Consider the following 14,609-nt stretch of genomic DNA (forward strand, 5'->3'; position numbering starts at 1 on the left):
TAATGTGGATTGCTAAGTTTAACAAACCATACAAAGAAAAAATCAAAAAATTAACTTTCAATTTTGCAGATATTAAGAAAGGTGAAACGATGTTAGTTTCATCTCCAAGTTCAATAGCAAAATATATTAATAAAATTCCTAAAGGTAAAAAAAAGACAGTTATTCAAATGAGAGAAGATTTAGCTAAAAAAGCTAAAGCTAACAAAACTTGTCCAGTATCTACAGGGATTTTTTTAAGAATTGCTATAGAGGCATCATTAGAGGAACAAATTAAAAAAAAAACTAAAAAACCAAAACTTCCTTTTTGGAGAATTATTGACGAAAAATCTCCTATTGCAAAGAAACTATCTATATCTAAAAAGCTTTTGAAAGCTTATAAGAGCCAAGAATTTATAAATGAGTAAAATTAAAAAATTTATTGCAAAAAAAAATAAGTCAAAAATAGTTAGTCTAACTGCCTATTCAAAAAATATTGCTTCTATATTGGATAATTATTGTGATTTAATTTTAGTAGGAGATTCTCTTGGTTCGGTTTTATACAATTATAAATCTACAAGAGAAGTAACTTTGAGTACCATGATTGAACACTCTAAAAGTGTGAGAATGGGTATAAAAAAAAGTTTAATGATTGTTGATATGCCACATAACACTTATCGAACTCCTAAAGAAGCAGTAAAAAATGCAAAGCAAATAATGAAAAAAACTAAATGTGACGGTGTAAAATTAGAAGGTGGAAAAAAAATTTATGAAACAATCAAATCTTTAGTTAAAAACAAAATTCCAGTTATGGGTCATTTAGGTCTACTTCCTCAATCAGATAAAACTTTCAAATTTAAAGGAAAAAAAAAGTTAGAGAGAAACAACATTATAAGAGACTCACAATTATTAGAAAAAGCTGGAGTATTTTCAATTGTTTTAGAATGTGTTGAAACTTCTTTAGCAAAGCTTGTCACCCAAAATTTAAAGATACCAACTATTGGTATTGGAGCTTCTAAATATTGTGATGGTCAAATATTAGTTTTTGATGATTTAATCGGATTAAATCCAATGAATTATAAGTTTGTAAAAAAATATGCAAAAATTAGAAATGATATTTCTAAAGCTGTTTCTAATTATTCAAAAGAAGTTAGAAAAATTAAATTTCCTAATAAAAAAAATTCTTTTTAATTAAAAGTATTTTTTAAATTCTTCATTAATATTTAATATTTCAAGATCAACCAATCCACCAATTACTAATTGCAGACCAACAATTAAGATAAATATTAAACCAACATAAGCTATCCAAATATGCCTTTGTATATAATTAGCCATATACGTTGCTAATGCACCAGTAAGAACTACTGACAAAACAAGTCCAAATATCATAAATCCAAAATAACCTTTTGCTGCAGCTACAACACCAATAACGTTATCGAAACTAATCATGATATCTGCAAATAAAACTTTTCCGATACTACTTATGTAAGAAGGTTCTTTGCTTTTTTTTGTAGTGGGTTTTACTTTTTTAATGTCTAATAAATCTTTTCTTAAATCATTAACGATCCAAATTAATAATAAACCACCTAAAATTTTTATAAAATAAAATTCAAATAAAAAAGTCGCAAAAATTGCAAAAAAGATTTTAAAAACAAAGGCTCCAATTACACCCCAAAGAATTATTTGTTTTCTATTTTTTGGAACAAAATTTGAAGCAATTGATCCAACAATTACAGCATTGTCTGCTGTTAATATAATCGTGATAAAAATTATATTTGTTAAAATTATGAGTTCTTCAATCAAGATTTTTAATATTTAGATTTCTTTGTGCCTTCTATAATTTCTTTTAATTCATTATACTCTTCACAATTACAACTTTCTAATACTTTTAATCTTTCTTTCGCTAAATCTAATCTATTTGTAACAACGTATAATTCACCTAAATATTCATTTATACCAACGTGATTTGGATCAATTTCTAAACCTAGAAGATAATACTTTTCTCCATTTTCGAAATCTCCAAGTTTCCTAGTTGTAAAACCAAGATAGTTTAAAGTATCTGCTTGAAGTGGTTTTTTTTTGTTTGATTTGATTAACAATGCTTGAGCTTTTTCATATCTTTTATTGGCTTTTTCTATTTTTCCTTTTTTTTCATATTTTTTAGCCGCTTTAATTAAAGTAACAGCCTGAGTATAATCTGATTTTACTTTGCTAGTACTGTCAGTTCCTGCAGAATATGAATTTGTTGATAGTAAAACTAAAAACAAAAGTGAATAAAAAGTTTTTTTGATCATATAAATTTTTTCATTTGGTTAAGTGGTTTTAATTGCAGCCCATTTTCTATTAAATTTTCCTTAATTGATTTCGCAGTAGACAATGAACTTTCATTATCCCCATGTATGCACACAGAGTCTATTTCACAAGGTATCTGCTTTCCACTGTGACAATTAAGTGACTGATTTTTAACCATATTTAATACATGTTTTTTAGCTTCCTCTGGATCAGTAATAAGAGCATGTGGTTTTTTTCTAGAAACTAGATTCCCATCATCCTCGTAATTTCTGTCAGCAAATATTTCACAAGCTATACGCATGTTTAGTTTTTTGGCTGCTACTTCCATTTTAGATCCTGTAGGAACCAAATAAATTAAATCCTTACTAATCTCGTTTATGGCTTTTGCTAAAGTAGTAGCTAAGTCTATATCCTCACAAGCCATATTGTTTAAAGCACCATGTGGTTTTATATGAGTAACGTTCTCTCCATAATCTTGAGCAATTTTTTGAAGAATTTCATATTGATCAATAATCAATTGTCTTACCTCATTAGCCGGAAGATTCATTCTTTCCCTTCCAAAATTTTCAGGGTCATTAAATGACGGATGCGCTCCAATACTAACACCATTTTTTTTTGAAATTTGAACTACTTGATTCATCGACTCATCATCACCTGCATGATAACCGCATGCGACATTTGCAGAATTAACTATTTCTAGTAAATCTGGATCATACTTATTTGAATGATGTTTTGATTTTTCACCTAAATCGCAATTTATATTAATTTCCATAGTCTCTAATGTTAAGTATAACATGACATGATAAAAAATATATCAAATCTTGGTGACGCAGCTTTGTACTGTGATTTTGGTAATGAAGTAAATAAATCAATTAATTCACAAGTAATAAAATATTTTAAAACTATTAAAAAAAAAAAATTTGAAGGGATAAATAATTTAACACCTTCTTATAATAAACTAATTATTTCTTATGATCTAAAAAAAACAAATTTTAAAGAAGTAAAAAATTATGTTGAAAATATAAATGCTCAAGACTCAAAAGATATAAATTCAAAAAAATTAGAAATACCAGTTTGTTGTCATGAAAATTTTTCAATGGACATTAAAAGATTGGAAGAAATATTAAAATTAAGTAGAGAAAAAATTTTAGAGAATTTTTTAAATAAGGAATATTTTTGTTACATGACAGGATTTATTGCAGGCATGCCTTTTCTTGGTGACTTAGATGAGAATATGAGAGCTCAACGTTTAGAGACTCCAAGAGTAAAAGTGCCAAAGGGATCTGTTGCATTAACTGAGCAATTTGCAAATATTTATACATTCGAAAGTCCAGGTGGATGGAATATTTTAGGAAACACACCTTTAGATGTCTTTGATAGTTCAAAAGAAGACAAACCAAATCTAATTAACCCAGGAGATACAGTAATTTTTAAGGAAATTACTTTAGATCAGTATAAAAATTATAATGAGTAGTAATTATCTAGATATAATCAGACCTGGAATTAATACTACCTTTCAAGATAAAGGCAGGGATCATCTTTATCATATTGGCATTCCATTTAGTGGTGCTATGGATAATAGAAATTATCTTATAGCTAATAAACTTGTTAATAATAATTTAGAATCAGCAGTTATAGAGTTTGCGTATCAAGGTCCTCATATAAAATATTCAGGAGAGAAAATTAATTTTGCTGTGACTGGGGATGTAATTTTTTCCATTAAAAAAAAAGATACTGAAATTGAGGGCAAATGTTACGAAAGTTATCAAATTGAAAATGGAGATGAGATAAATGTCATATCTACAAATAAATCAGTTTATGGATATTTAGCATTAGGTGGAGAGTTCGATTTAAAATTTCAATGGAATAGTTGTTCTATAAATACGAAGGCAAACATTGGATCTAACGATGGAAAAAAATTAGATGTAGGGCAAAGAATTAATTTAAAAAAAATAAATTCAAATAAGGATATTAAAAAAACTAATTACATTAATACCAAAATAGAAAACATAAGAGTGATCAAAGGCACTAATTTTGATTACTTTTCTGAAGAAGGTAAAAAAATATTTTATGAAAAGGAATTCACAGTATCCAAACTTTCAGACAGAATGGGTATGAGACTAGAGGGACCTAAAATTGATAATATTGTGAATACCAACATAAAATCAGAGGGTTTGATTAAAGGTGTAATCCAAGTACCGGCAGATGGAAATCCAATTATAATGCTTTCAGATCATGGTACTATTGGCGGTTATCCAAAAATTGGAGTCGTGGCTAGTGTCGATTATGACCGATTAGTACAGATGTCTCCTGGTTCAAAAATAAAATTTAAAGATATTAATTTATCTGATGCAGAGACTCTATTTAAGTTATATGAGATGGAAACTCAAAATTTACTATCACAAATTTAATGAATTTTTTATCAAAAATACCAGGTCCTTTTTTAGTTTTTTTAGGAGCTTGTGCATTAAGTTTTGGAGGTTTAATTGTTAAGTCTTTTGACGGATCTACACTTTGGCAAATATTATTTTGGAGATCACTTTTCTTTATTGGAGTAATTACAATTTTTTTAATCTTTACTTACAAAGGAAAAATTTTTAGTGCTCTTTATAAATCTGGAATTCCAGGTTTATTCGGAGGTATAATTTTATCCATTGGATTTGCTAGCTATGTATTTGCTATGTACGAAACAACAGTAGCTAATGCAAACTTTATAATACAAACTCAAGCTTTGTTTTTAGCAATTTTTGGTTACGTATTTTTAAAAGAAAAAATTTCAAAAATTACATTAACTTGCATTATTACAGCAGTAGCTGGTATCATTTTAATGTTGGGAAGTTCACTAACACCAGGTCAAATGACTGGAAACTTAGTTGCATTTATTATGCCGATATCATTTGCAATCTTAATTTTAATTGTCAGAAAATATCCAAAAGTCGACATGATACCTTTGCAATTGGTTGCTGGAATTTTTGCAACACTAATAGGTTTGTTCATGTCACCGAGTATTTTGGTTTCAACAAATGATATTTTTTTAGGTTTTATTGCAGGATTTTTTCAAGTCGGACTTGGATTTATACTTATAACAATTGGAGCAAGATCAACTCCTTCAGCATTTGTTGGAATCATTATGTTAACTGAAGCTGTTCTAGGACCCATGTGGGCATGGATGTTTGCAAACGAAAACCCACCACTTACTGTACTTTTCGGGGGAGCCGTAGTTATAACAGCAGTAGTTATACAGTTTTTGTCTCCATTACTTGTTAAAAAACTAGCCAAATAAATTTCACATAAACATTTTAAATGTGTTATAAATTTATATACGGGAGAGACTACTTTTGTAGCGCCGAAGGAGCAACCACCCCGGAAACTCTCAGGCAAAAGGACCGTACATATTAACTCTGGAAAGAGAATTATTCTCGCCGACGGAGCAAATCTCTCAGGCACCAAGACAGAGGGGGCAAAGAAGAGTTAATATGGAAATAAAAAAAACATCACTAAATAAACTTCATCAAAGTAACAACGCTAAGTTTGTTGAATTTGCTGGCTATGAAATGCCTATTCAGTATAGCAAAGGTATTATTGAAGAGCACAAATTCACAAGATCGCATTCTGGAATTTTTGATGTATCACATATGGGCCAACTATTCATTTATGGAGATGAAACTTTAACAGAAGAATTAGAAAAAATTTTTCCATTAGATTTAAAAAATCTAAAACAAAACTGCTCTAAGTATAGTTTTTTAATGAATGAGGATGCGGGAATTTATGATGATTTAATCATCACCAAAATAGAAGAAGGGTATTTAATTATCTTAAATGCTGCATGTAAAGATAAAGATTTTGAGATTTTATCTAATTTACTAGGTTCGAAATTTAAAATGAATTTAGATAACAATAGATCTTTGATTGCAATTCAAGGACCTAAGTCTGTTGAAATTTTAAACTCAATTATAAATGGGGTTGATCAACTAAATTTTATGACAGGAAATTGGTTCGATTCTGATAATCAAAAATTATTTGTTACAAGATCAGGTTATACAGGGGAAGATGGATTTGAAATTTCAATTTCTAACGATAAAGCTGAAAAATTCGTTGAAAATTTAATAAAAAAGGGAGCACAACTTATAGGACTTGGGGCAAGAGATACCTTGAGATTAGAGGCTGGATTATGTTTATATGGTCATGAATTAGATATTAACAAAACACCAGTTGAGGCAAACCTTAGATGGGCAATCTCAAAATCTAGATTATCAAACGGAGGTTTTATTGGATCGAAAAAAATTATGAACCAAATGCAAGATGGAGCAAGCCAAATAAGAGTAGGGATTAAACCCGAAGGTAGATTGATTGCTAGAGAAAAAACTAAAATATTTGATGATACAGATACACAAATCGGTGAGATAACTAGTGGCACGTTTGGACCAAGTGTAAATGGTCCTATAGCGATGGGCTATGTTAATAAAGAGTTTTCAAAAGTTGATACTAAAATTTTGCTTGAGGTAAGAGGGAAAAAACATCCAGCAAATGTTTGCGCATTACCATTTTATAAAAAAAATTATGTGAAAGGAGTAAATTAATGAGTGAAGTAAAATTTTCAAAAGAACATGAGTGGATTACTTTAGAGGGAGATGTAGCCACAATAGGAATTACAAAACATGCAACAGAAATGCTTGGAGACATCGTTTTTGCAGAACTTCCTGAAAAAGGATCTAATGTTGAAAAAGATGGTACTGCAGGAGTGGTAGAATCTACGAAAGCTGCTAGTGATGTTTATACTCCAGTTAGTGGTGAAGTAGTAGATACTAATCAAGCTATTGTAGATGATCCTTCTAAAATTAATGAAGATCCAGAGGGTTCAGCATGGTTTTTTAAACTTAAAATGAAAGATCAATCCGAAATGGATAGTCTTATGAACAAAGAAGAATACGATAAATTTGCAAAGGAGAGTGCTAGCTAATGTTACATAATTCTCAAAAAGATTTTTTAAAAAGGCACATTGGACCTTCAGATGAAGATCAAAATAAAATGCTTAAGGAACTTAATTACAAATCACTTGATGATTTAATCAAAAGTACAGTTCCAGAAAAAATCCAATTGAAAGATGAATTAAATATTGGAGAATCTAATTCAGAATATGAAGCATTAAGAAAATTAAAAGCAATTTCAAAAAAAAATCAAATTTACTCTAACTTTATAGGAATGGGTTATTATGGAACTTACACACCATACGTAATTCTAAGAAATATTTTAGAAAATCCAGGTTGGTACACTTCTTATACACCTTATCAACCCGAGGTAGCTCAAGGAAGATTGGAAATGCTGCTTAATTTCCAACAAATGATAGTTGATTTTACAGGAATGGATATTGCAAATGCATCTTTATTAGATGAAGGAACAGCAGCTGCAGAAGCAATGGGATTAAGTCATAGATTAAATAAAAAAGATAGTAATTTAGTTTTTGTCTCAGAAAATTGTCACCCACAAACAATAGATGTAATCCAAACAAGAGCAGAACCAATGGGATTAAAAGTTCTTGTCGGAAATGAAGATGAAGTATTAGATCAATTAAAGGAAGATTTAGTTTGTGGTATATTACAATATCCGGGAACTTTAGGAGATATAAAAGATCCTAGTGAAGCGATTAGTAAAATTCATAAAAAAAATGGTAAAGCAATATTAGCTTGTGATTTATTAGCACTTGCTAAATTAAAAACACCAAGAGAATTAGGAGCAGACATTGCTGTAGGAAGTTCTCAAAGATTTGGAATTCCAATGGGTTACGGTGGACCTCATGCAGCCTTCTTTGCAACTAAAGATGAATATAAAAGATCTATGCCTGGAAGAATTGTAGGGGTCTCTGTTGATAGACATGGAAACAAAGCTTACAGATTATCATTACAAACTAGGGAACAACATATAAGAAGAGATAAAGCTACAAGTAATATTTGTACTGCCCAAGCTTTATTAGCTATTGTTTCAGCCGCATATGCCATTTACCACGGACCAGATGGAATAAAAACTATTGCTGAGAGAGTTTCTCAATTAGCTAAAAATTTTGCAGATAAATTGAAACAATCTGGATATGAAATTTATTCAGATCATTTCTTTGACACAGTTACAATTGTAACAAAAGATAAAACGGATCAAATTTATAAAAATGCTTTAGATCAAAAGGTAAACATTAGAAGAGTAAATTCTGAAATGTTGGCAGTTTCTTTTGATGAAAAGAAAAATGTTTATAGAGTAAATCAATTGTTGAAAATTTTTAATGCAGCTGAATCAATTAAAAAAGAAGACCCAACAGTAAGTTTACCTAATTTACCAAAAAATTTATTAAGAACTTCAAAATATTTAGAACATCCTGTTTTTAATTCATATCACTCAGAAACTGAGATGCTTAGATATTTAAAAAAGTTAGAAGATAAAGATATAGCTTTAAATAGAACTATGATTGCACTTGGTTCATGTACTATGAAATTAAACGCTACTGCAGAAATGATACCTATTTCGTGGAGAGAATTAGCAGAGCCTCATCCATTTGTACCTATTGAGCAGATGGAAGGATATAGAGATTTATTCACTGATCTTAAAAATTGGCTAAGATCAATTACAGGTTTTTCTGGTGTTTCGCTTCAACCAAATGCAGGCGCCCAAGGCGAATATGCAGGATTAATGGTGATTAGAAAGTATCATTTAGATAGAGGTGAAGAAAACAGGAATATATGTTTAATACCAAGCTCAGCACATGGAACTAATCCTGCTAGTGCACAAATGGTTGGAATGAAAGTTGTCGTTGTTGATTGTGATAAAGAAGGAAATGTTGATTTTGAGGATTTAAAGAAAAAAGCAGAAATGCACTCTGAAAATCTTGGAGCATTAATGGTCACTTATCCATCTACTCACGGAGTATTTGAAGAAAAAATTACAGATATATGTGAGTTGATTCATAAACATGGTGGCCAAGTTTATATGGATGGTGCAAATTTAAACGCGCTTGTTGGTATAGCAAGACCTGGAAATTTTGGTCCAGATGTTTGTCACATAAACTTACACAAAACATTCTGTATTCCACATGGCGGTGGAGGACCAGGTATGGGGCCAATTGCATGTAAAAGACATTTACAAGTTTATTTGCCTAATCATCCAGTTGTTAAGGACTGTGGACCTGCCACAGGAATAGGAGCAGTTTCAGCAGCACCTTGGGGAAGTTCAAGTATTTTATCAATTTCATGGATGTATATTAAAATGATGGGTTCTGAAGGTTTAAAATTAGCTACTCAAATTGCAATACTAAATGCAAATTATATAGCTCATAGACTTAAAGATCATTACCCAATTCTATATAAAGGTTCAAACGGTAATGTAGCTCATGAATGTATTATTGATATTCGATCTATTAAAACTGAAACAGGGATTACTGAAGAAGATATAGCTAAAAGATTAATCGATTATGGTTTTCATGCACCAACAATGTCATGGCCGGTAGCAGGCACAATGATGATTGAACCAACTGAAAGTGAAAGCTTGTCCGAACTAGATAGATTTTGTGATACTTTGATTAGCATTAAATCAGAAATAGATATGATCAAATCAGGAAAATTTGATAAAGTTGATAATCCAATTAAAAATGCACCTCATACAGATATTGAATTAGCTTCAGATGAATGGAGTCATAAATATTCAAGAGAGCAAGCTGCGTATCCTGCAAAATTCTTAAAAGCAAATAAATTTTGGCCTCCAGTTGCAAGAGTTGATAACGTATACGGAGATAAAAATATTTTTTGTACTTGTCCAAGCATGGATGAGTTTAAAGAAGATGCAGCATAATAATTAATGAAAATTGCTGTTGTTGGCTCAGGTATTTCTGGATTAAGTGCAGCTTATTATTTATCTAAAAAACATCATGTAGATCTTTTCGAGCGAGAAGATCATTTTGGTGGACACTCTCATACAATAGATATTTTTTTTCATGAAAAAAAAGTTTCTGTAGATATTGGTTTCATTGTTTTTAATTTTCAAACCTATCCAAATTTAATTAATTTTTTTGAGGAAAATGATATTCAAATTGAAAAAAGCAATATGTCTTTTTCAGTTTCTGTAGATAATACAAACTTTGAATATTGTGGAAAAGGGTTGAGTGGAATTTTCTCAAATAAATCAAATTTGTTTAACATAGAGTTCTTAAAAATGTTTTTTGATATAATTAAATTTTACAAAAAAAGTGATCAAGTAAATGTATCAAATGATAAAATTACTTTAGGTGAATATTTAAAAATTAATAAATTATCAAAAACATTTGTTGATTATCATATAATACCAATGGTATCTGCAATTTGGTCTATGCCTCCTTATGAAGCGAGTAAGATGCCAATTAGTTTCTTTCTTAAATTTTTCCAAAATCATGGTTTGTTTAAATTGAAAAATAGACCGCAGTGGTACACAGTAACCAATAGAAGCAGAACTTATGTTAGTAAAATACTTTCTCAAATAAGTGGTGAACACTACAAAAATTACAAAGTAGCAAGAGTTAAAAGAAAATCATCAGGATTAGACCTATACTATGGCGGAGACAGCGAATTTTTTGATTATGATAAAGTAGTTTTGGCAACACATGCTGATGAAGCCTTAAAGTTAATAGAAAATCCAACTGAGGATGAGATAAATATTCTATCGAATTTTAGTTACAAAGAAAATATAGCTTACATACATACAGATCAGCGGGCCATGCCAAAAAATAAAAAAGCTTGGTCTTCTTGGAATTCATCAATAGATGACAAGAATTTAGAGAAAAATTCAATAACCTACTGGTTAAATTTATTACAAAATTTAAAGTGTGATGAAAATATTTTCTTAACACTAAATCCTTACTTCAATATTGATGAGAAAAAAATATTGAGAAAAGTAAAATTTACACATCCATATTACGATCAAAAAGCATTAGATGCTCAATCAGAGCTTATTAAAATACAAAATCAAAAAGATTTACTTTTTTGTGGCAGTTATTTTGGTTACGGATTTCATGAAGATGGAATAAAATCATCTATTGAAATGCTGAAAAACCTTAATGATTAGTTCTTGTATATATAATGGAAATGTAATCCATAAGAGATTTAAACCAAAAGAACATTTTTTTAAATATAAAGTATTTTCATTATTTATAGATCTATCAGAGCTAAATGAGCTTGATGATAAATTAAAATTTTTTTCATTAAATAAATTTAATCTTATTAGTTTTTACGAGAAAGATCATGGTGATCGTGATGGGTCATCTCTTTTTGAATGGGTAAAAAAAAATCTAATTAATAACGAAATCAGTGCAGACAACATAAAAGTTAAACTTTTATGCTATCCAAGAATATTAGGTTATGTTTTTAATCCACTAAGTATTTTTTTTGTATATGATAGAAATGATAATTTAATTTCTATTTTATATGAAGTTAAGAATACATTTGGTGAGCAACACACATATGTTTTTAAAGTAAAGGGACAAAATAAATTAATTCAAAATAATTGCTCAAAGAAATTTCATGTTTCACCATTTATTGAAATGGATTGTAATTATTTTTTTAGGATATTAAATCCAGAGCATAAGTTGTCAGTTGTAATTGATCAATACGATCAAGAAGGAAAAATTCTTTTTGCATCTCAAGATGGTGAAAGATCTGATTTGACAAGTAAAAACTTAATGAATTCTTATCTTAAACACCCTTTAATGACGTTTAAAATTATCTCTGCGATACATTTTGAAGCGTTTAAATTGTGGATTAAAGGAATTAAATTTATAAAGAAAAAATTTAAAATTAAAAATAATATAACAGTAGAAAATTAATGTTTTTAAATAACGCTGCAGATAAATTAGTTTTTAAATTTCTTAATAAAATAAGTCATGGTTATCTAGAGCTTACTACATATGATGGAAAAGTTTTAAAGTTTGGAAATCCAAATGAAAAATTGCATGCAAATATTTTAATCAAAAAACCAGATTTTAATTATAATTTAATTAGAGGCGGCAGTATTGGATTTGCTGAGAGCTACATGAGAAGTGAATTTGAAACTGACAACTTATCAAATTTAATTGAATTAACCGCTAGAAATATAGAAGTTATATATAAATTCTCAGGACTTCTTGATTTTCCATTTATCAATTTTTTAAAAAATAAAATAATCAAAAATACAAAAAGTAGAAGCAAAGAAAATATTGCTAAACATTATGATCTAGGTAATGATTTTTTTTCTCTTTGGTTAGATGACACACTTACTTACTCTAGTGCTATTTTTGATGATAAATCGAAAAATCTTTCTGACGCTCAAAATAACAAATATCAAAAATTAATTGATCTAATAAAACCAAATAATGGTGACAAAGTTTTAGAAATAGGATGTGGTTGGGGAGGTTTTGCTGAGTACTTAGGTAAAAAATACGATGTAAAACTAGACTGTATTACAATATCAAAAAAACAATTTGAATACGCAAAAGAAAGAATTTTTAATTGCGGTTTAAACGAAAAAGTAAATATTGAAATAAAAGATTACAGAGATCTTAAAGGCAAATACAATTCAATTGCCTCTATAGAGATGATAGAGGCTGTTGGTCAAAATTATTTAGAGGGTTATTTTAAAACTATTAAAACCAACTTATCTGATGGCGGTAAAGCAGCTATTCAAGCAATTACTATCGATGATAGGTTGTTTGACAGATACAAAAACAAACAAGATTTTATTCAAAAATATATTTTTCCTGGTGGTTTTTTACCAAATAAAAATAGCATTAATCGTTATGTTTCTGATAACGGTTTAACTATAAATTCATATATTTCTTATGCTGACCATTATGCAAATACATTGGCTATATGGAGAAATGAGTTTTTAAAAAAATGGGATTTAATAAAAAATCAAGGTTTTGACTTAACATTTAAAAGAATGTGGGAGTTTTACCTTTCTTATTGTGAAGCTGGATTTAAGTCAAAAAATATTGATCTGATACAATTTTCAATGCAAAACAAATAAAAATAATGGAGATATTTATGCGACATATAAAAATTATTAAGTCAATTTCATTGATAATTTCATTATTCTTAATTACAAGTTGCTCAAATAATAGCGCTATGAAACCAGAAGACTTTAAAAACAAAGAACCAAGATTAATTATTGAGGAATACTTATCTGGAAATGTTAAGGCCTGGGGTGTTCTGCAAAATAGATCGGGAAAAGTTACAAGACAATTTTCTGCAGATTTAAATGGAACCTGGGATGGAAAGCAATTAATTCTTAAAGAAAAATTTAATTGGGATGATGGTGAAGTTCAAGACCGAGAATGGACAATAAACAAAATTGATGAGCATAATTACGAAGGAACAGCAGGAGATGTTGTAGGTAAAGCAATAGGATATTCTTATGGACCAGCATTTAAATTTGAATATGTTTTATTAGTTCCAGTTAAAGGTAAAGAATTAAAAATAACTTTCGATGATTGGATTTTTAAACAAGATGATAGAGTTGCAATTAATAGAGCCACAATGACTAAATTTGGTTTTAAAGTAGCTGAATTGACAGTTGTATTTGTAAAAGATTAACTATTTTTTTTGATATTTTGTTAGTTTTCCAACTAAACCAAAATAAATTTTACTCGGTAAAAAACTCAATAGTTTTAATGTAATTGTAAGTGATTTTGGAAAATGTATTTCAAATATATTTTTGTTAACTAAACCTTCATAAATTTGATCTGCAGCATACTCAGGAGTTTTTAAAAAAGGCATTTTAAAATCATTTTTATCTGTCATTGGTGTTTTAATAAATCCAGGAGACACTAAAGAAACACGTACATTGTATCTTTTAAAATCAAAGTACAAACTTTCAGCTAAGTTATTTAATGCAGATTTAGATGGTCCATATCCAGTTGAATTAGGTAACCCCCTATATCCTGCAATTGAAGAAACAATAGTAATTATACCTTTTTTTTTATCTCTAAAGTATTGTTCAACTGCTTTGATGCTATTCACAGTTCCAAAAAAATTTACTTTAAAGACATCTTCCATTTGTTCGACATCTATATCTTTTTCTTTTTTTGGATCCCATGTCCCAGTTGAAAAAAAACAAATATCTATATTTTCATATTTGTTTTTAATTTCGTTAAATACTTCTTTGCACTTTTCTTTATCTGTTACGTCTAAAGGAAAACTTGAAATATTTTCATAAGAATTTGAAAGCTCATTTAGTAATTCAGCTCTTCTTGCAGATATAGCAACATTCCATCCCTTACTTGCAAATTTAATTGCTAAAGCTTTTCCAATACCAGTACTACCGCCAGTAATCCAAATAGTTTTTTTACTCATTTTTTG

The 14,609-nt window shown here is 29.1% G+C and carries 16 protein-coding genes and 1 riboswitch; of the genes, 12 read left to right on the forward strand and 4 right to left on the reverse strand.

What is annotated here, in order from left to right; genetic code table 11:
- Positions 1-2 precede the first annotated feature (2 nt).
- Together AMN81_RS00130 and panB are read left to right on the forward strand one after the other, a co-directional pair.
- Positions 3-404, forward strand: coding sequence for a hypothetical protein (locus tag AMN81_RS00130; protein WP_072090137.1), 402 nt, complete (start codon positions 3-5; stop codon positions 402-404).
- A complete protein-coding gene (gene panB, locus AMN81_RS00135) occupies positions 397-1,167 on the forward strand; it encodes a 3-methyl-2-oxobutanoate hydroxymethyltransferase (RefSeq protein WP_072090138.1) in 771 nt (256 codons plus the stop codon). The genes AMN81_RS00130 and panB overlap by 8 nt, the downstream gene beginning before the upstream one ends.
- Here the strand turns inward: panB and AMN81_RS00140 are convergent, their stop codons facing one another.
- From AMN81_RS00140 to AMN81_RS00150, 3 genes are read right to left on the reverse strand one after another with little or no spacing between them, the layout of a single operon-like run.
- Positions 1,168-1,779 (reverse strand): YjbE family putative metal transport protein, encoded by a 612-nt coding sequence (locus tag AMN81_RS00140; protein WP_072090139.1) that lies wholly within the window; start codon positions 1,777-1,779, stop codon positions 1,168-1,170.
- A 5-nt stretch (positions 1,780-1,784) separates the two neighbouring features.
- On the reverse strand, positions 1,785-2,270 hold the full coding sequence (locus AMN81_RS00145) for a tetratricopeptide repeat protein (RefSeq protein ID WP_256998197.1): 486 nt from the start codon (positions 2,268-2,270) through the stop codon (positions 1,785-1,787).
- Positions 2,267-3,040, reverse strand: coding sequence for a 5-oxoprolinase subunit PxpA (locus tag AMN81_RS00150; protein WP_179850551.1), 774 nt, complete (start codon positions 3,038-3,040; stop codon positions 2,267-2,269). The genes AMN81_RS00145 and AMN81_RS00150 overlap by 4 nt, the downstream gene beginning before the upstream one ends.
- A gap of 27 nt (positions 3,041-3,067) precedes the next feature.
- Here AMN81_RS00150 and AMN81_RS00155 point away from each other — a divergent pair, with 27 nt between their 5' ends.
- The 10 genes from AMN81_RS00155 (at position 3,068) to AMN81_RS00200 (ending at position 13,844) form a co-directional block, all read left to right on the forward strand.
- Positions 3,068-3,742 carry a 5-oxoprolinase subunit B family protein gene (locus AMN81_RS00155; protein ID WP_072090141.1) on the forward strand — a complete coding sequence of 225 codons (675 nt, stop codon included), beginning with the start codon at positions 3,068-3,070 and terminating at the stop codon, positions 3,740-3,742.
- Complete coding sequence (locus AMN81_RS00160) at positions 3,735-4,679, forward strand: 5-oxoprolinase subunit C family protein (RefSeq protein ID WP_072090142.1); 945 nt, start codon at positions 3,735-3,737, stop codon at positions 4,677-4,679. Before AMN81_RS00155 ends, AMN81_RS00160 begins: the two co-directional genes overlap by 8 nt.
- Complete coding sequence (locus AMN81_RS00165) at positions 4,679-5,551, forward strand: DMT family transporter (protein ID WP_072090143.1); 873 nt, start codon at positions 4,679-4,681, stop codon at positions 5,549-5,551. The genes AMN81_RS00160 and AMN81_RS00165 overlap by 1 nt, the downstream gene beginning before the upstream one ends.
- 30 nt (positions 5,552-5,581) lie before the next feature.
- A riboswitch (glycine riboswitch) is annotated at positions 5,582-5,667 on the forward strand.
- 77 nt (positions 5,668-5,744) lie between these two features.
- Positions 5,745-6,848 carry a glycine cleavage system aminomethyltransferase GcvT gene (gene gcvT / locus AMN81_RS00170; RefSeq protein ID WP_072090192.1) on the forward strand — a complete coding sequence of 368 codons (1,104 nt, stop codon included), beginning with the start codon at positions 5,745-5,747 and terminating at the stop codon, positions 6,846-6,848.
- Positions 6,848-7,228, forward strand: coding sequence for a glycine cleavage system protein GcvH (gene gcvH / locus AMN81_RS00175; protein WP_023854947.1), 381 nt, complete (start codon positions 6,848-6,850; stop codon positions 7,226-7,228). The genes gcvT and gcvH overlap by 1 nt, the downstream gene beginning before the upstream one ends.
- A complete protein-coding gene (gcvP, locus tag AMN81_RS00180; protein ID WP_072090144.1) occupies positions 7,228-10,098 on the forward strand; it encodes an aminomethyl-transferring glycine dehydrogenase in 2,871 nt (956 codons plus the stop codon). The genes gcvH and gcvP overlap by 1 nt, the downstream gene beginning before the upstream one ends.
- 6 nt (positions 10,099-10,104) lie before the next feature.
- Positions 10,105-11,343, forward strand: coding sequence for an NAD(P)/FAD-dependent oxidoreductase (locus AMN81_RS00185; RefSeq protein WP_072090145.1), 1,239 nt, complete (start codon positions 10,105-10,107; stop codon positions 11,341-11,343).
- The gene (locus AMN81_RS00190; RefSeq protein ID WP_072090146.1) at positions 11,336-12,100 is read left to right on the forward strand and encodes a DUF1365 domain-containing protein; all 765 of its coding nucleotides are present in this window, start codon (positions 11,336-11,338) and stop codon (positions 12,098-12,100) included. Before AMN81_RS00185 ends, AMN81_RS00190 begins: the two co-directional genes overlap by 8 nt.
- Positions 12,100-13,278, forward strand: coding sequence for an SAM-dependent methyltransferase (locus AMN81_RS00195; RefSeq protein WP_072090147.1), 1,179 nt, complete (start codon positions 12,100-12,102; stop codon positions 13,276-13,278). The genes AMN81_RS00190 and AMN81_RS00195 overlap by 1 nt, the downstream gene beginning before the upstream one ends.
- A gap of 17 nt (positions 13,279-13,295) precedes the next feature.
- On the forward strand, positions 13,296-13,844 hold the full coding sequence (locus tag AMN81_RS00200) for a DUF3833 domain-containing protein (RefSeq protein ID WP_034390313.1): 549 nt from the start codon (positions 13,296-13,298) through the stop codon (positions 13,842-13,844).
- Here the strand turns inward: AMN81_RS00200 and AMN81_RS00205 are convergent, their stop codons facing one another.
- Entirely contained in the window at positions 13,845-14,603 is a 759-nt protein-coding gene (locus tag AMN81_RS00205) for an SDR family NAD(P)-dependent oxidoreductase (protein WP_072090148.1), read from the reverse strand.
- Positions 14,604-14,609: the final 6 nt, after the last annotated feature.

This window comes from Candidatus Pelagibacter communis, from assembly GCF_001179845.1.
GTDB classification, from domain to species: Bacteria; Pseudomonadota; Alphaproteobacteria; order Pelagibacterales; family Pelagibacteraceae; genus Pelagibacter; species Pelagibacter ubique_Q.